At 62.7% G+C, this 17,787-nt stretch carries 16 protein-coding genes; 11 read left to right on the top strand and 5 right to left on the bottom strand.

Features of this window, described 5'->3' with window-relative positions; translation table 11 throughout:
* Positions 1-215 precede the first annotated feature (215 nt).
* The 9 genes from AC1DYJ_RS16740 to AC1DYJ_RS16700 all read left to right on the top strand — a co-directional run bounded on the left by AC1DYJ_RS16740 (position 216) and on the right by AC1DYJ_RS16700 (position 10,835).
* A complete protein-coding gene (locus AC1DYJ_RS16740) occupies positions 216-1,199 on the top strand; it encodes an ABC transporter permease (RefSeq protein WP_477286950.1) in 984 nt (327 codons plus the stop codon).
* A 127-nt stretch (positions 1,200-1,326) separates the two neighbouring features.
* Positions 1,327-2,265: a substrate-binding domain-containing protein gene (locus tag AC1DYJ_RS16735; protein WP_477286749.1), complete on the top strand. Its 939-nt coding sequence runs from the start codon at positions 1,327-1,329 to the stop codon at positions 2,263-2,265.
* A gap of 41 nt (positions 2,266-2,306) precedes the next feature.
* On the top strand, positions 2,307-3,815 hold the full coding sequence (locus AC1DYJ_RS16730) for a sugar ABC transporter ATP-binding protein (protein ID WP_477286747.1): 1,509 nt from the start codon (positions 2,307-2,309) through the stop codon (positions 3,813-3,815).
* 131 nt (positions 3,816-3,946) lie between these two features.
* Positions 3,947-4,711: an SDR family oxidoreductase gene (locus AC1DYJ_RS16725; RefSeq protein WP_477286745.1), complete on the top strand. Its 765-nt coding sequence runs from the start codon at positions 3,947-3,949 to the stop codon at positions 4,709-4,711.
* Between the two features lie 8 nt (positions 4,712-4,719).
* Positions 4,720-5,505 (top strand): SDR family oxidoreductase, encoded by a 786-nt coding sequence (locus tag AC1DYJ_RS16720; protein WP_477286743.1) that lies wholly within the window; start codon positions 4,720-4,722, stop codon positions 5,503-5,505.
* A 419-nt stretch (positions 5,506-5,924) separates the two neighbouring features.
* A complete protein-coding gene (locus AC1DYJ_RS16715; protein WP_477286741.1) occupies positions 5,925-6,899 on the top strand; it encodes an ABC transporter substrate-binding protein in 975 nt (324 codons plus the stop codon).
* A 72-nt stretch (positions 6,900-6,971) separates the two neighbouring features.
* Positions 6,972-8,051 (top strand): quaternary amine ABC transporter ATP-binding protein, encoded by a 1,080-nt coding sequence (locus AC1DYJ_RS16710; RefSeq protein WP_477286739.1) that lies wholly within the window; start codon positions 6,972-6,974, stop codon positions 8,049-8,051.
* Positions 8,048-10,027, top strand: coding sequence for an ABC transporter permease (locus AC1DYJ_RS16705; RefSeq protein WP_477286737.1), 1,980 nt, complete (start codon positions 8,048-8,050; stop codon positions 10,025-10,027). Before AC1DYJ_RS16710 ends, AC1DYJ_RS16705 begins: the two co-directional genes overlap by 4 nt.
* A 7-nt stretch (positions 10,028-10,034) precedes the next feature.
* On the top strand, positions 10,035-10,835 hold the full coding sequence (locus AC1DYJ_RS16700) for a hypothetical protein (protein WP_477286735.1): 801 nt from the start codon (positions 10,035-10,037) through the stop codon (positions 10,833-10,835).
* 6 nt (positions 10,836-10,841) lie between these two features.
* On the opposite strand, the gene AC1DYJ_RS16695 is transcribed toward AC1DYJ_RS16700, so the two are convergent.
* On the bottom strand, positions 10,842-12,200 hold the full coding sequence (locus tag AC1DYJ_RS16695) for an NAD(P)-binding domain-containing protein (RefSeq protein WP_477286733.1): 1,359 nt from the start codon (positions 12,198-12,200) through the stop codon (positions 10,842-10,844).
* Positions 12,201-12,508: 308 nt separating this feature from the next.
* On the opposite strand from AC1DYJ_RS16695, the gene AC1DYJ_RS16690 reads away from it, so the two are divergent.
* Entirely contained in the window at positions 12,509-13,222 is a 714-nt protein-coding gene (locus tag AC1DYJ_RS16690) for a helix-turn-helix domain-containing protein (RefSeq protein WP_477286731.1), read from the top strand.
* 195 nt (positions 13,223-13,417) lie between these two features.
* Here the strand turns inward: AC1DYJ_RS16690 and AC1DYJ_RS16685 are convergent, their stop codons facing one another.
* From AC1DYJ_RS16685 to AC1DYJ_RS16670, 4 genes are read right to left on the bottom strand one after another with little or no spacing between them, the layout of a single operon-like run.
* Positions 13,418-14,458, bottom strand: a complete 1,041-nt coding sequence (locus AC1DYJ_RS16685) for a heme-dependent oxidative N-demethylase family protein (protein WP_477286729.1) — start codon at positions 14,456-14,458, stop codon at positions 13,418-13,420.
* Between the two features lie 9 nt (positions 14,459-14,467).
* A complete protein-coding gene (locus AC1DYJ_RS16680; RefSeq protein ID WP_477286727.1) occupies positions 14,468-15,433 on the bottom strand; it encodes a PDR/VanB family oxidoreductase in 966 nt (321 codons plus the stop codon).
* A complete protein-coding gene (locus AC1DYJ_RS16675) occupies positions 15,430-16,026 on the bottom strand; it encodes a dimethylamine monooxygenase subunit DmmA family protein (RefSeq protein WP_477286724.1) in 597 nt (198 codons plus the stop codon). The genes AC1DYJ_RS16680 and AC1DYJ_RS16675 overlap by 4 nt, the downstream gene beginning before the upstream one ends.
* A 42-nt stretch (positions 16,027-16,068) precedes the next feature.
* Positions 16,069-17,202, bottom strand: coding sequence for an aminomethyl transferase family protein (locus tag AC1DYJ_RS16670; RefSeq protein ID WP_027041338.1), 1,134 nt, complete (start codon positions 17,200-17,202; stop codon positions 16,069-16,071).
* A gap of 286 nt (positions 17,203-17,488) precedes the next feature.
* Between AC1DYJ_RS16670 and AC1DYJ_RS16665 the strand changes: the two genes are divergently transcribed.
* Positions 17,489-17,776: a hypothetical protein gene (locus AC1DYJ_RS16665; RefSeq protein WP_477286722.1), complete on the top strand. Its 288-nt coding sequence runs from the start codon at positions 17,489-17,491 to the stop codon at positions 17,774-17,776.
* Positions 17,777-17,787 lie beyond the last annotated feature (11 nt).

Genomic DNA, 17,787 nt, shown 5'->3' with positions numbered 1-17,787 from the left:
CCTTCCCGTAAGGCAAACCGCCTTGCCACGCAAACCGCCTCCGAATGGCGCGACAGCACTTGACAATTTTCTGATGAACAGTTTAGCTGAACAAAATTGCATATCAAAGATAAATTGTTCACAAGGAGGAGCCTGGTGAACAAGAGCGGACGGGCAAGCCATCGCCATTCGCTGACGGAGGAGACGAAGTGACCGTGAGCAACGATGCAAGCGATCTGAAAGCCGCGACCGGCGCTCAAGGCGCGACGGGTGCGAAGCTTTCAGCGCTGTTCGCCGGAACCATGGGACCGCTGATCGGCCTGGCGCTCTTGTGCCTGGCGCTGACGCTGACCACCGACACGTTCCTGACGGTGCGCAACATCCTCAACGTGCTCGACCAGATCACCGTGCTCGGCATCATGGCGATCGGCATGACGCTGGTCATCCTGATCGGCGGCATCGACCTCTCCGTCGGCTCGGTGCTGGCGCTGGCCTCGATGGTGATGGGCTTCGTCGCCCATCCCGACTACCTCAATCTCGGCATTCCTGCCGGTATCGTCGCGGCGCTCGTCGTCGCCGGCCTGTGCGGGCTGACCTCCGGCCTGCTGGTGACGCTCACCAAGCTGCCGCCCTTCATTGCCACGCTGGCGATGATGTCGGTGGCGCGCGGGCTTGCCAACATGATCACCGACGGCTCGCAGATCGTCGGTTTCCCCGACTGGTTCACCAACCTGTCTATCATCCGCCATTTCGGCTTCCTGTCGGTCACCGTCGGGTTGATGATCGTGCTGGCGATCGTCTTCGCCATCTTCCTCAACTACCGCGCCACCGGCCGCAGCCTCTACGCCATCGGCGGCAGCGCCGAGGTCGCCCGGCTCTCCGGCATTCCGGTGAAGTCGCTGACCAACTGGGTCTACGCCATTTGCGGCGTGCTTGCCGGGCTCGCCGGCATCGTGCTGGCGGCACGGCTGGATTCGGTGCAGCCAAGCTCCGGCCTCGGCTACGAGCTCGACACCATCGCTGCCGTGGTCATCGGCGGCGCCAGCCTGTCGGGTGGCGTCGGCTCGATCGGTGGCACCGCCGTCGGCGTGCTCATCATCGGCGTGCTTCGCAACGGGCTCAATCTGCTCGGCGTTTCGCCCTTCATCCAGCAGGTGGTGATCGGCGTGGTGATCGCGCTGGCGGTTGCCACCGACACCTGGCGCCGGCGGACACACTGAGAAGGGGGCGCAATGAGGAATTCGCCCGGAGCGTCCGGGCGATAGACGGATCGGTCGATCCGAAACTGGGATGTTCCAAGGGGCGCGATGCGCTGGCGGGACAGTTTGACTATCAACGGAGGAAAACATGCTGACCAAACGTTCACTGCTGCTTGCCGCGGCCGCAATCATTCCGCTGCTCGGCCTCACCGACATCGCCTCGGCCAAGGAGGCCAAGAAGCTCGGCCTGGCCGTCGCCAACCTGCAGGCCGACTTCTTCAACCAGATCAAGCAATCGGTCGAAGCCTACGGCAAGGAGAAGGGCATCGAGATCGTCACCGTCGACGCCAAGGGCGATTCGGCGACGCAGGTCAGCCAGGTGCAGGATCTGATCACGCAGAACATCGACGCGCTGATCTACATCCCGGCCGGCGCCACCGCCGCCACCGTGCCGACCAAGACCGCCAAGGCCGCCGGCATCCCGGTGATCAATGTCGACCGCAACGCCGACGGCGCGCCCGGCGACACGTTCATCGCCACCAACAGCGTTGCCTCGGCGCAGGCCGTTTGCGACTACATCGCCAAGCAGGCCGGCGGCAAGGGCGAGCTGATCATCATCCACGGCCAGAAGGGTACGACGCCGGAAGTCGACCGTTCCAAGGGCTGCGGCGAAGCGCTGAAGTCCTATCCTGATATCAAGGTGGTCGGCGAGCTGTGGAGCGAAGGCTGGCACCAGGACGAAGGTTTCAAGCTAACGCAGGACCTGCTGCAGTCGCATCCGGACGTCTCCATCGTCATCGGACAGGCCGATGCGCTGGCGCTGGGCGCCGCACAGGCGGTCAAGGTTGCCAATCCCGGCCACAAGGTCTGGGTCGCCGGCTTCGACGGCGACGTGGCGGCGCTGAAGGCTCTGAAGGACGGCGTGTTCGACGTCACCGCGACCCAGCAGACGCAAGGCATGGGCCGGCTCGCCGTCGATGCGGCGATCAAGCTGGTGGCCGGCGAAAAAGTCCCCGCCGAAGATCTGCAGGACGCGACGCTGACCACCAAGGACAATGTCGAGCAGTTCATCGCCAAGCACCCGTAAGAGCTGGCATCCCTGAGACTTGAGAGTTGACGAGCGCAACGATGTCTCCTGATCCACGCCTCAGCGAAAGCCCGCACAACGGGCTCTTCGTCCACGGCCTCTGCAAGAGCTACGGACCGGTGCAGGTTCTGGCCGATGCGAGTTTCGAGGTGCGACCGGGCGAGGTCGTGGCACTGCTCGGCGAGAATGGCGCCGGCAAGTCGACTGTCTCGAACATCATCGCCGGCGCGACGAAATCCGATGCCGGCTCAATCACCTGGCGGGGGAAACCTTATTCCCCCGCCAACCCCGCCGCGGCAATCGATGCCGGCGTCGGTATGATCCATCAGGAACTGAAGCTGCTGCCGGACCTGTCGGTGGCGGAAAACGTCTATGTCGGGCGCCTGCCGATGCGCGGCGGCCGCATCGACCGCGCCGGGATGAACGCCAGGGCCTCGGCGCAATTGAAGCGGCTCGGCCTCGACGTCTCGCCCGAGCGCAAGGTGCGCACGCTGCGCATTGCCGCCCAGCAGCAGGTGGAGATCGCCAAGGCGCTGACGCTGAACGCTGAATTGCTGATCTTCGACGAGCCGACGGCAGCGCTCGGCGGCGAGGAAACGGAGCTTTTGTTCCAGCAGATCCGCAAGCTCAAGGCGGAAGGCATGTCCTTCATCTACATCAGCCACCGTCTCGACGAGATCGCTGAGATCGCCGACCGCGTGGTGGTGATGCGCGATGGGCGCATCGTCGCCCGCCACGAACGCGCCGACGTGCCTGTGCGCACGGTCGTCGAGCAGATGGTGGGCCGCTCGGTCGAGCGCATGTTTCCGCATTTGACGCCGCCCCGCGAGGAAACGCTGCTCGAGGTCGAGAACCTGTCCTCGCCGGAAAAGAGTTTCAACAACGTCGCCTTCTCGGTCAAAGCAGGCGAGATCCTCGGCATTGCAGGCTTGATCGGCGCCGGTCGCACCGAGCTGGTGCGGGCGATCGCCGGCGCCGATCCGATCTCGTCGGGCTCGGTGCGGGTGGCCGGCAAACCGGTGCATCTCAGCGGACCGGCGGCGGCGATCAAGGCCGGCGTCGTGCTGGTGCCGGAAGACCGCAAGGCGCAAGGCGTGGTGCTGGACCAGACGATCGGCGAGAACCTGGCATTCGGCAATTTCGACCATGTGGCGCCGAACGGCTGGGTGTTTCCAAAGGCGGTGCAGAAATTCGCCGAGGCCGGCATCGCCAGGCTCGGCGTCAAAGGCAAGCCGAACCAGGCGGTGTCAAAACTGTCCGGTGGCAACCAGCAGAAGGTGATCATCGCCAAATGGGTGTCGCGTCCGCCCAAGGTGTTCATCCTGGATGAGCCGACGCGCGGCATCGATGTCGGTGCGCGGGCAGCGATCTACGATGTCATCGCCGACCTCGCCCGCTCCGGCATGGCGGTGGTGGTGGTGAGCTCCGACCTCGAGGAAGTGCTCGGCCTGTCGCATCGCGTGCTGGTGCTGAGCCGTGGCCGCCAGCGTGGCATTCTCGACCGCAGCGAGGCCAGCAACGTCGCCGTCATGGAACTTGCGACAAGTTAGGGTAACGCAAAGTATCGGAACACAGCGCAGCAGGTGATATCCTCCCAAGGACCGGACCGCGCGGGGCGCCAGCAAAAAGACTGGCGCCCCTTCATTTCGAGTGGCCGGCAGTTGGAGCAGAGGGACCGACAATGAAACTATTCGATCTACATGGAGACGTAGCGCTGGTGACCGGCGCCGGCAGCGGCATCGGGCAAGCGATTGCCATTGGCCTGGCCGAAGCCGGCGCCGATGTCGTCTGTTTCGGCCACATCTCCAAGGGCGGGCTGGACGAGACCGCACACAAGATTTCGGCGTTTGGCCGCAAGGCGCTGGTGCTGACCGGCACGGTGACCTCGGAGGCCGACCTCGCAGCCGCGATCGAGCGTACCGAGAAAGAACTCGGCGCGCTGACCATCGCCGTCAACAATGCCGGCATTGCCGGAGCCGAACCGGCCGAGACGATGTCGCTGGAGACGTGGCAGAAAATCTACGACGTCAATGTCAGCGGCGTGTTCCTGTCGTGCCAGGCCGAGGCGCGCAGGATGCTGACACGGCGCAAGGGCTCGATCATCAACATCGCCTCGATGTCGGGTTCGATCGTCAATCGCGACCTGACCCAGGCGCATTACAATTCGTCGAAGGCTGCGGTCATCCACATGTCGAAGAGCCTCGCCATGGAATGGGCCGATCGTGGCCTGCGGGTCAATGTGGTCAGCCCCGGCTACACGCTGACGCCGATGAACAAGCGCCCGGAAGTCGCCGAACAGGTGAAGATCTTCGAGCGCGACACGCCGATGGGCCGCATGGCAACGGCGGAAGAGATGGTCGGCCCGACCGTGTTCCTGGCCAGTCGCGCCGCGAGTTTCGTCACCGGCGTCGACCTCATCGTCGATGGCGGCTTTGTCTGTTGGTAGGAGGAAAAATGCAGAAGCGTTTCGAGGGAAAGACGGCCGTCATCACCGGCGCCAGCGGCGGCATCGGGGCGGCGATGGCGAAACGCTTCGCGGCCGAGGGTGCTGCTGTCGTCGTCAGCGCCATCGACCCGCGTGTCGACGAGGTCGCCGCCAGCCTGAAGGCGGCCGGCGCCAAGGTGGTCTCGATGCGAATGGACGTGACCAAAAAGGATGAGGTCGCCGCCCTCTACGATCTGGCCGAACGAGAATTCGGTCGCGTCGACATCTCGGTGCAGAATGCCGGCGTCATCACCATCGCCAGGATCGAGGCGATGACCGAGGCCGAGTGGGACAAGGTGATGGCGGTCAACACCAAGGGCGTGTTCCTCTGCTGCCAGGAGGCCATCGCGCGCATCCGCAAGCATGGCGACGGCGGCCGGCTGATCAACACCGCGTCGGGCCAGGCACGGCAGGGTTTCATCTACACGCCGCACTATGCGGCGTCGAAGTTCGGCGTCGTCGGCATCACCCAGAGCCTGGCCAAGGAAGTGGCCAAGGAGAATATCACCGTCAACGCCATCTGCCCCGGCATCATCGACACCGACATGTGGGCCTATAATGACGCCGCCTGGGGCAAGCTGATGGGCGATTACAAGCCCGGCGAGTTGATGGCCGAATGGGTGAAGAACATCCCGATGGGCCGTGCCGGCAGCGGCGAGGATGTCTCCGGCCTGGTCAGCTTCCTCGCCAGCAACGACGCCACTTACATCACCGGCCAGACCATCAATGTCGATGGCGGCCTGATCATGTCGTGAGGTCAGCTCTGGCGGTCGGCAATCGACCAGTCTGAAATTCCGCAGGGCGCAGGGCATCAGCCGTTGCGCCGCATGAACGTTGGTATATATAATTTCATCCCATGAAACGGCCTTGGCGGGGATGGGGCTCGCCGGCCGAGATCATGGGACCTTGATGGCTCGCACGTCTCAGAGCGCCGCCGGAGCGGCGATCGATCCATTGACGATTGCTCGCGCAGCAATCCATGCGATGCCATGATGCGGGCTCATCCAGCATCATACCACCACCAGATTGAGCACCATCTCGCCTGCGCCGATCGCGGCTGCAAGGCAATGGTGCAAACGAGCTTGCGCAACGACCCGCCTTTCCAACACAATCAAGAAAAGACGCAAGAAGGGAACGACTAAGAATTTCCACATGGTTTGACAGGAGAACAAGCATGTCATTTCGCAGTGTGATTTCGAACCTATCAATGGGAGCCTTCGCACTTGCCTCGGCAAGTGTACTGACATCGGCGGCGCAAGCGGCCGCACCTGAATCCAACGACCCGATCAAGATCGCGCTGTTCGACTGGACCAGCGTCAACCTCAACGCCAAGATCCTTGGCGGCATTTTGGAAAAACTCGGCTACACCGTCGAATATCCGACCGCCGACTACCTCTCCAGCCTGACCACCGGCCTGACCAATGGCGACCTCGATGTCGGCCTGGAATTCTGGGACACGACCGCCGGCGAAGCCATGAAGGCGTCCGACGCCACCGGCCAGACCGAGCGGCTCGGCAAGCTTGGTCCGAAGGCCAAGGAAGAGTGGTGGTTTCCTGAGTACATGAAGGAGAAATGCCCCGGCCTGCCGAACTGGGAAGCGCTGAAGGACCCGAAATGCGCCGAGGCGTTCTCGACGGCGGAAACCGCGCCCAAGGGCCGCTATCTCGGCGGCCCGGTGACCTGGGAAGGCTTTGACGACGAGCGCGTCGAGGCGCTGAAGCTGCCCTTCACCGTCATCCATGCCGGCACCGACGCAGCGATGTTCGCCGAACTGGACTCGGCCTATCAGCGCAAGGCGCCGATCATGCTGTGGATCTATTCGCCGCACTGGGCGCCGGCCAAGTACAAGGGCGAGTGGGTGCAATTCCCGGAATACACGCCCGAGTGCTACACCGATCCGAAATGGGGCATCAATCCCGACGCCAAATATGACTGCGGCAAGCCGCATGGCGAGATCTGGAAATACTCCTGGTCCGGCATGAAGGACAAATGGCCGGTCGCCTACAAGGTGGCCAAGGCCTACACGATCGACACCGATGAGCTCAACAAGATGAGCGGCGACATCGACCTCGGCGGCAAGACGCCGGAAGAGGTCGCCGCCGCCTGGATTGCCGCCCACGAGGCCGACTGGAAAGCCTGGGCGCAGTAACCGCTCCGACTGGAAGCCAGACCCGGCCGTAACGGCCGGGTCTATATCCCTATTTTCCAGAAGGACCATTGGATGACGGAAGCGACTGAACCGCAGGCAGCTGGCGCGCCAAAGGATGCGCGGCCGATAAAGCTTGCCTGCCGCAATGTCTGGAAGCTGTTCGGATCGGGCGCGGCCAGCTTCATCCGCGAGCGCGACGGCAAGGCCAGCACAGATGATATCACTGCTGCCGGGCTGGTCGGCGCGGTGCGCGCCGTCGATCTCGAAATACGCCAGGGCGAGATCTTCATCATCATGGGCCTGTCCGGCTCCGGCAAATCGACGCTGGTGCGCTGCATGTCCAGGCTGGTCGAGCCGACCCACGGCAAGGTCGAGTTCGAAGGCAACGACCTGCTCAAGATTTCCGATGCGGCGCTGATCGAGCTCAGGCGCCATCGCATGGGCATGGTGTTCCAGAATTTCGCGCTGCTGCCGCATCTTAATGTACTGGAGAACATCGCTTTCCCCCTCAGCATTCAGGGCCAGGATCGGCCGACGCGCGAAGCGCGGGCGCGTGAAGTGATCGAGCTCGTCGGCCTGCGTGGCCGCGAGCATTTTTATCCGCGCGAGCTTTCCGGCGGCCAGCAGCAGCGCGTCGGCATTGCCCGCAGCCTGGCGACCAAGCCGGAGATCTGGTTCCTCGACGAACCGTTCTCGGCGCTCGATCCGCTGATCCGCCGCGAGATGCAGGACGAGTTGATGCGGCTGCAGACCATGCTGCACAAAACCATCGTCTTCATCACCCATGATTTCGACGAGGCGATCAGGCTGGCCGACCGCATCGCCATCATGAAGGATGGCGAGGTCATCCAGATCGGCACGCCTGAGCAACTGGTGGTTAATCCGGCGACCGACTATGTCGCCGAATTCACCCGCGACGTCGACCGTGCCAAGGTGATTTCGGCCCGCAGCCTGATGCGCGCCTACGATGGTACCGAGCATGGCGGCACGGTTTCGCCCGATGCCAAGATCGCCAGCTTCTCGGCCAGCATCGTCGCCTCGGGAAAACCATTCGCGGTGGTCAACGGCACCGGCAAGCCGATCGGCGAAGTGACGCCGCAAGCGGTGATCGGGCTACTGGCCGGCCTGGACAAGCCAAGAGCCGGCGCATGACGGTGACGGCAAGCGCCAGCGATGCGCGGCCGCCGGTTCAGCGCTGGCTGGTGATCTGGGTGCTTGCCCTTGCCGCCGTGCTGGTGGTGTTCCTGCTGCAGGACCGGCTGCCCTGGGCCGTGAACTATCCGGCCGATGCGGTCGTGCCTGTCGCCGATTGGGTCAGCGCGCTGATGCGCTGGATAAAGTCGAACTTTTCGTGGCTGACCCGCTCGATCACCGCAGTGCTCGGCGTGCCACTCGATTTCGCGCTCAATCTTCTCGCCAAGAATTTCAAGATCGGTCATGGCGCCGATGCCTTCAGTTTGCCGCGCCTGTCTTGGGTCGGCGTGTGCGCTGCCGCTTTCATCGCCGGGCATGCGGCGGGCGGCCGCAAACTCGGCCTGCTGGTCGGCGGCTGTTTCCTCTACATCGCACTGTTCGGCCAATGGACCAGCGCGATGCTGACGCTGGCGCTGATTTCCATCGCGGTGCCGTTCTGCATCGTCACCGGCCTGTTCGCCGGCATCTGGGCATGGCGCAAGCCGTGGGCGGAACGGCTCATCATCTCCCCTGCCCTTGACTTGATGCAGACTATCCCGACCTTCGCCTACCTCATCCCGATGCTGCTTCTGTTCGGTAACAGCCCGGTCTCGGCAATGATCGCCACCGCCATTTTCGCCACCCCGCCTATGGTGCGGGCGACGATGCTTGGCCTTTCGCGCGTGCCCTCCGAGATCGACGATTTCTCAGAGATGGCCGGCTGCACGGCGCGCCAGAAACTGTGGCGAGTGCTGCTGCCCTCGGCGCGGCCGACGCTGATGGTCGGCGTCAACCAGGTCATCATGCTGGCGCTCAACATGGTCATCATCGCCTCGATGATCGGCGCCGGCGGGCTCGGCTACGACGTGCTCTTGGCGCTGCGCGCGCTGAAGGTCGGCGAAGCCATGGAAGCCGGCCTTGCCATTGTCGCGCTGGCCATCGCACTCGACCGGCTGAGCCAGGCCATCGCGCACAAGCAGGCGAAGGGCCAGGCACATCAAGCGGTGAGCCCGGCCTTGTGGCGCCGCTATCCCAATCTGACGTTAGCCGTCACCATCCTGATCGTCACCACGCTGCTCAGCCTCTATGTGCCCGCCTTCGCGGCGGTGCCGAAGGCGATTACCTTCACCACCGCGCCTTTGTGGAAAGCGGCGGTCAACTGGATAACGATCAACTTCTTCGACGTGATCGAAGCCTTTCGCGTGGCGCTGATCCTCAATGTGCTGAACCCGCTGCGCGCCTTTTGCGAAGGCTTTCCGTGGCTGGGCGCCGTGGCCCTGCTCGGCCTTGCCGGCTATCAGCTCGGTGGCTTGCGCCTGGCGGCACTGGTCGCGGCGCTGACCGCCTTCTGCGCCATCACGGGCCTGTGGGAAAAGACCATGGCGACGGTCTATCTCTGCGGCATCTCGGCCTTCATCGCGTGCCTGATCGGCATTCCGATTGGCCTGATGGCCGCGCGCAGCGACCGCTTCGAAAAGATCGTCACGCCCATCATCGACACACTGCAGGTGCTGCCGTCCTTCTGCTTCATCATTCCGGTGGTGATGCTGTTCCGGGTCGGCGACGTCACCGCCATGATCGCAACGATCGCCTTCGCCGTGGTGCCGGCGATCCGCTACACCAATCACGGCATCAGGCAGGTGCCGCCGGCATTGATCGAGGCGGCGAAGGTTTCCGGCTGCACGCCGCGCCAGACCTTCTTTCGTGTGCAATTGCCGCTGGCGCTTCCCGAAATCATGCTCGGCGTCAACCAGACCATCCTGATGGCGCTGGCGATGATCATCATCTGCGCCATGGTCGGCACGCGCGATCTCGGCCAGGAAGTGTTCATCGCGCTGTCGAAAGCCGATTCCGGCCGCGGGATCGTCGCCGGCCTGGCCATCGCCTTCATCGGCATCGTCGCCGACCGGCTGTTCAACGCCTGGACAGCGAAGGCGCGGGCGAGGCTGGGATAGCTGTCGCATGGCCGAGCCGGGCGCTCCACCTTTTACCGTTCTCGTCTTCGACATGGCCAGGACCGGCGAGCCGGATGGCGAGCATCTGGTTTCGGGATTCGAGACGCTGGACGCGGCGACGGCCTATGCCATTGCCCGGGTCCGCGCCTCGGTCGAGGAACTGCGCAAGCCGGGCATCACGGCCGCCGAACTTCGGCGGCTCTGGCACATCTATGGCGAGGATTGTTCGGTGCTGAATGCCAATGTGCGCGGCAGCGATCTGCTCGACGATTTCATCGCCGCGCCGGCAAGCCCGGCCGATTGCAACTGGGCGGTGCTGGCGCCAAGGCTGCGGCGCTTCCGCGCCACGCTGCTGATGTCCAACGACAAGGACCAATCAGTCTGGGGCGGTGGCTTCTTCCGCTCGACCTACAGACTGACGCGGGACGGCCTGCTCGAGCGTTTTCGCGACGACGCCGTCGCCGCCTTCAAGGCCAAGGGCATCGAGCCGACGGAGCCGACAAAGCTCTTGGTCGCCAATCACTTCGAGCTTCCCGACCCGCCCTACCCGCCGCCGGGTGCCGCGCTGCGATCCTGGAAGGTCGAGGTCGAATTCGTCTGCCACGATGTAAAATTCGGCGGCGACGCCGCCGGCGTCTTCGCATGGCCGCAAGAGCCGGCCGACTGGGCGCTCCGAACCATGCAGTTCCTGCTGATGGCCGACATGATGGCGATGCGCGGCGATGGCCCCGACTGGGCCAACGACTGCGATCTCATTTCGTCCAAAGTGACCGAGACGGATGCGGCGCCCGACTTTCCTCTGGATTGAAGCAGCCTACTCAGCCGCCACACCTTTCACTTCAAGATAGCTCTCCATGGAATCGTCCAGCGCCTGCAGCCAGGGCGTATGATGCAGCGGCGCCATGGTGCCGGTCATCAGCGAGCGGTAGGCGTGGTCGCGGAAGCTCATAATGTCTTCCGCCTTGTGGTGCTCCCACTCCATGAAGGTCTGGTTGACCGCCTCGACGTCGAAACCGGGATAGTCGGTCTGGTCCATCAGCTCCTTGGTGTAGTCGCCCTGGAACCAGATCATCTGTTCGGCGTCTTCGAGCGTCTCTTCGCGAGCGCGCCATTTGGCGCCGTGCTCGGTCATGGCCTGGGGCGACGGCAGCTTGATGCGACCCATGATGACGTCGCGGGCGAACCAGGCCTGCGCGTCGAACATGTTGAAGGTGTAGAACTGGTCCTGCATGCCGATATAGGACAGCTTCGGGTTCTTCTCCCAGACGACGCCCTCATAGAGGTCGAGCGGCCACATGCGGTTGGCGGTCTTGAGTTTCAGATCGTCGGTGAGGAAGGGGAAGGAATGGAGATAGCCGGTGCACAGGATGATGGCGTCGACATCCTTGGTCGTGCCATCCTTGAAGTGCGCAGTCTTGCCGACGACCTTCTGCAGCAGCGGCACTTCTTTCCAGTTCTCCGGCCATTTGAAGCCCATCGGCTTGGAGCGGTAGCTGGAGGTGATCGATTTGGCGCCGTATTTGTAGCATTGCGAGCCGATGTCCTCGGCCGAATAGGAGCGGCCGATGATCAATATGTCCTTGCCCTTGAACTCCATCGCGTCGCGGAAATCATGGCTGTGCAGGATGCGGCCGTTGAAGGTCGAGAAGCCTTCGAAATAGGGAACGTTGGGGACAGAGAAGTGCCCGGAGGCGACGACGACATTGTCGAACTCTTCGGAATAGGTGACATCGTTGGTGCGGTCATGCGCGGTGACGGTGAATTTCTTCGTCACATCCGAGAAGGTGACCATGCGCACCGGGCTGTTGAAGCGCACCCATTTGCGCAGGCCTGATTTCTCGACGCGGCCCTTGATGTAATCCCACAAAACGGCGCGGGGCGGATAAGAGCCGATCGGCCGGCCGAAATGCTCTTCGAATGTGTAATCGGCGAATTCCAGGCATTCCTTCGGCCCGTTCGACCAGAGGTAGCGGTACATCGAGCCGTGGACAGGATCGCCGTGCTCGTCGAGACCGGTGCGCCAGGTGTAGTTCCACAGGCCGCCCCAGTCGGACTGCTTTTCGAAGCAGACGATTTCGGGAATAGCGGCGCCCTTGTCTTCGGCGGATTTGAAGGCCCTGAGCTGGGCAAGGCCGGAGGGTCCGGCTCCAATGACGGCAACGCGAGTGTTCATGGCAGGCCTCCCGGTCTCATTTCAACTTTGATGCAATTCCTGTGGGAAAACCGTTTCACGCTTTTCCCGGGATTGCTCTTACGAAACAAATTTCACTCACAGTCACACTAATTGCCCCTTCGATGCTGTCAACAGGCCTTGTGGCGAAACCGCGTTTCCTCCCGGCGGATTTTCCGCAAAACCGATGACAGCGCAAATCCGGACCCGACACCATTCGACTTAAGGGGCTTGCTGTGGCGGTTGCGTTTCTGTATCGGCAGCGAATATGTTCACCTTGAGTGAAATAAATCTGCGATGGGAGCGGCGACATGGCGAAGACAGCATCCGATCTCAAGCCCGGCGCTCCGGCGAAGGCAAAGCCGCTGGCGAAGGCCGCTGACGGGCGCACCATTCGCACGCCGCTGACGCAGAACCCGCACGCCATTCGCGACACGCGCGAAAAGGTGCTGGAGGTTGCGATCGGCCGCGAGGTGCGCGCATTCCGCAAGAAGCTCGGCATCACCGTCGCCGATCTAGCTGTCGCCACCGACATTTCGCTGGGCATGCTGTCGAAGATCGAGAATGGCATCACCTCGCCGTCGCTGACCACGCTGCAGGCGTTGTCGCGGGCACTCGGCGTTCCCGTCACCGCCTTCTTCCGCCGCTTCGAGGAAGAACGCAGCGCGGTCTTCGTCAAAGCCGGCGAAGGTCTCGACGTCGAGCGCCGCGGCACGCGCGCCGGCCACCAGTACAATCTGCTCGGCCATATCGGTTCCAACACCAGCGGCGTCGTCGTCGAGCCCTATCTGATCACGCTGACCGAGGATTCGGATGTGTTCCCGACCTTCCAGCATGAGGGCATGGAGTTCCTCTATATGCTGGAGGGCGAGGTCGTTTACCGGCACGGCAGCAACCTCTACCCGATGAAGCCCGGCGACAGCCTGTTCTTCGATGCAGATGCGCCGCATGGGCCGGAGCAGCTGACGAAACTGCCGATGCGGTATTTGTCGATTATTTGTTACCCGCAGAACAGCGCGGGTTAGCTAATCTCCCCCCTTGTGGGGGAGATGTCCGGCAGGACAGAGGGGGGCGCTGTCCCGCCGACTTATCAACCGATCGTAGTGATCTCAGAGGATTGCTGGGCTTTCAGCAGAGGCTGGGAAGGCCGAGTTCCTTCGCGCCCCCCTCTGCCCTGCCGGGCATCTCCCCCACGAGGGGGGAGATTAGCCGCTTCACGCTCAATCCGGCCCAAACCCAGGGCTCGTCGCACTGCCATCATCCAGCTTCGACAACCACTCGACCAACGTCGGCCGATACCGCGTCAGGCCCTTGTAAGTAGCGAGCTCCTCCGGCAAATCACGGATCACCCGGTGCAGGCGCCTTGCCCATTTCGGCTGCGTCACCAGCTCGTCCATCTTGATGAGATAGCAGCGGATCGGGAAGACGATGCCGTTGGAACGCGGCAGGCGCCAGAAGCTTTGCAGCTCGACGCGCAGATGCACCTTGTCGCCGACATTTTCGGGCGTCACCGTGGCGCGGTCCGGTCCCCATTTGTGATAATTTTCGGGGCTGGTATCGAGGCGCGGGTTGATGGTCATCGTCCAGTTCAGGCGACGCGCCGGCTTGCCCTGCTGGATGTTGGTGAGGAATTTCAGCGCCCGCACGAAAATCCCCTTCTCATGCGCCAGCGGCACCGGCGCGTGCCATTCGAAGAAGTTCATGCCGATGTCGAAATCGAGCGACCAGTCGGCCTGGGTGGTGACCATGCCGGCATCCATCCACAGATTGCCGTCGCGCTGGTCGAGAATGCAGAAATCGCCCTGGCTCTGGCGGGTGATGTATTCCATCGGACCGTAAGGCAGCGTCGACGTGTCGCCGAAGGTGAAGGTGTCGTCGATGCCGAGCGGCCGGTTGATCCAGCGCCAGCGATCGCCGTTGCGCTCAAGCGTGAAATGCTCGGGATAGCCCAGCGCCTGCTGTTCCATCAGGAGCTCGAGCAGATCCCAGCCGGCCAGCGTCATGTGCGGCAGCGACTGGCAGCGCAGCGGATCCTCGGCCAGCACCAGCGCGCGGTCCTGCATCTCAGCGACATAGTGCTCGTCAACGTCGATCAGGTTTTCCAGCACGCTGCCCCTAGGCCCGACCACATGCGGCTCGATGTTGACCGCATACATGTAGCTGTCTTCGTGGAACGGGAACGGAAACCGCCTGATGTGCTCCGGGCTGTTCTTGAAGGTGAAATCGTCGCGGAACGTTTCCTTGCGAAAGGTGATGCCCAAGCTCGCCTCCTATCTTTCCAGGATCAGTGACTTGCCCTCGAAGCGCGACACGCACGGCATGATCTTGCAGCCGGAACGGTGGTCTTCCTCGCTCAGCCAGTGGTCGTTGTGGATGAACTTGCCGTCATAGGAAATGACGTTGGTTTCGCACTGGCCACAGACGCCGCCGCGGCAGAGATAGGGCGGATCGACGCCGGCTGCCTCGACGGCTTCGAGCAGGCTCTGCTGTTCGCCGACGCGGATGGTCTTGCCGCTGACGGCAAGCGTGACGTCGAAGGGCAGGCCGGGCTGGGGCGCCGCGAAATGTTCGTAGTGCACGGTCTCCGGCGGCCAGCCCAGTTCGGCCGCGCGGGATCGTACCCAGTTGATCATGCCGGCCGGGCCGCAGACATAGAGATGCGTGCCGAGCGGCTGCGACGACAGCAGCCGGTCGAGCTCGATGCGCTGGTCCAGATCGTCGTGATAGAGCCTGATCCGGTTGCCGTAGCGCTGCTGCAGGACATCGGCATAGGTGCCGAGCGAAGCGGTGCGGCAGGTGTAGTGCAGTTCGAAATTGCCGCCGGACCCGGCGAGCTGCGCGGTCTGCGCCATGAACGGCGTGATGCCGATGCCGCCAGCCAGCATCAGATGCTTCTTGGCCCTGAGATCGAGCGAGAACAGATTGACGGGGTAGCTGACCACCATCTCCAGGCCGGGCTTGACCGACCGGTGCATGAACAGCGAGCCGCCGCGGCCGACATCGTCGCGGCGCACCGAGATGGTGTATTCGCGCGTGTCGAGCGGCGAGCCCATCAGCGAATACGGATTGAGCCTTGTGAGGTCGCCGTCGCGCATCTCGACCACGACATGGGCGCCGCCGGAAAAGGTCGGCAGCAATTCTCCGTCGCGGCGGCGGAAATGGAAGCGGGTGACGAGGTCGTTGACCGGAACGACATCGCTGACCACCACATCGAGCTTGGTGGTGCCGGTGCTCATGGGAAAGCCTCCTCGACCGGAGGAATTTCACTGCGATCCTCGGCGTTGATGCACACACCCTGGAAGGCGGCGAGACGCCTTGAATAGTGATCACGCACCAGAAGCAGCAGGCCGCAATGCGAGCACGTCGCCGGCTGCGTCGTCACGTTTTCGGTGATGCCCTTGCAGTGTACGCACTGCATGCGCCGCGCCAGCGAGCCGCGGTGCTCGGTCTGCATCGAGGTATGGTCAATGCCGGCTTCGAGCGCCACCTGCATGGCCTGACCGACTAGCCCTTCGGTGCCGGCGAGATAGAGGCGCAGGCCCATATGGGCGTTGGTCAGCGTCTGCTTGAGCCGCGGCAAGAGGCTGGCAAAGGACGGCGCCACATGGAATTGCGCCGGCTTCAGTGCTTCGAGGGCGGCGACATGTTTGCCGTCGGGACCGGGAATGAAGACGATTTCCACCCCGTCGAAGAAGCCGGGCGGAGCCGTCTTTGCCATATCAACGATCGCCAGCGCGCCTTCCGCATCCGCCAGAAAAAGATGATGCTTGCCGGGCTGCGGAGACAGGGTTCCGTAAATGGGCCGGCTGATGATCGTCTTGGCTGCCATTCTCTACTTCGCGCCTCGAAACCCCTCGCTGTTTATGATGCCTCAACCCTTGGCAGTGCGCTTGGTTTTCTTCGGATCGTCGAAGGGCAGCGGCTGCGCCGTTGCCTTGATCGAACCGCTCTTGTTGCGGATCTCGAGCTTGGTGTCTTTGACCGCGCAGTCGACGTCGAGGCGGGCGATGCCCATCGATTTCTTGACCAGCGGCGAATACATGGCGCAGGTCACCACGCCGACCTTTTTGCCGTCGCGATAGACCGGCGCACCTTCGTCGGCCGGCTCCTTGCCGTCGAGCAGAACGCCATAGATCTTGAAGCGTTCCTTGCCCTTCAGCCGATAATGCTCCTCGGCGCCGCGGAAACCGGTTTTGCCCGGGCTGACGGTGAAATCGAGGCCGAGCTCCCACAGCGTGTCGCCGGGGCCCTCGTTCTCGAACGGGTATTTTTGCGAATTGTCATAGGGATAAAACAGCAGATAGCTTTCGACGCGCAGCATATCGAGCGTGGTGAAGCGGCAGGGAATGATGCCGGCGCTCTTGCCCTCGTCGAGAATCCTGTCCCAGATCGTGCCGGCATCCTGACCACGGCAGAAGATCTCGTAGCCGCGCTCGCCGGTGTAGCCGGTGCGCGAGATCATGACCGGAAAACCGAACAGCTGCGTCTGCATGTGGTGGAAGTAGTTGAGGTCGCGAATGCCCGGCACGTGCTTGGCGAGGTAATCGACCGCCGTCGGCCCCTGCAGCGACAAATCGTGCAGGTTGTCGTCGAAGCGCAGCGAGACATCACGGCCGACGGAAGCGCGCTGCAGTTCCTCATGCCCGGTGCCCGAGCCGTGCACGACCATCCAGGCGTTTGGGCCGGTGCGGTAGAGGATGCAGTCGTCGGTGAATTTCCCGGCCTCGTTCAGCATGCAGGCATAGGCCGACTTGCCGGGATAGATCTTTTCGACGTCGCGCGTCGTGGCGAGATCGATGAGGTGCGAGGCATGCGGCCCGGTGATGTGGACCTTCTTCAGGCCCGACACATCCATCAGGCCGGCCTTGGTGCGGATGGCGGTGTATTCCTCATCGGCATCCTTGTCATAGGTCCAGGCGGTGCCCATTCCGCTCCAGTCTTCGAGCTTCGAGCCGAGCGCGCGATGGCGATCCGCCAGGGTCGAAAATCTCCAGGATGCCGTCATCCGCTAATCCTCCGTTCGAAAATTCAATTGTGTTCCCTGCCCCTCGCGCTGCGGCGGGTGCTTTGAGCGAATATTGATCGCAAACGTTCGGGCGCTGCAATACCCGTAAGCAAATAATTTCATTGTCAGGCAAAATTTGCCACGCCAAATGACCGGTTAACCAAACGTAAATTCGTCTTGACAATTTCGCAAATCGGCCTGAATTTGTGAAAAAAATTTCACTCTCTTGAAAGAGGGCAACGATCGGCCAGTTCGGAAGCCGGCGTTGGAATAAAGGGGAAAACCGATGTCAGACCTGCAGCAGCGCATCGAAGCGCTGTATCGTTCCGACGTGCGCGGATCCGCGCTCCTGATCATCTGCCTGTGGGCGACGATCCTCTTCGTGCTCATCATGACATGGCCCTACATCCCGGACACCGGGATCAAGATCGTCGTCGCCATCGCGGCTGCCGCCGTGCTGATCTTCAACACGGCCGCCATCCTGGCGATGGTCAATCACTACAAGGAAGACAAGGACTTCATCTACGGTCTCGACATCAAGAACGCCGACGCGGCCCGCAACCGCAAGTCCTGAAAATAGAACGT

The organism is Mesorhizobium sp. P2_B11 (genome assembly GCF_056404855.1).
The sequence above is the reverse complement of the archived record's forward strand: the minus strand, read 5'-3'. Positions and strand labels throughout refer to the sequence as shown.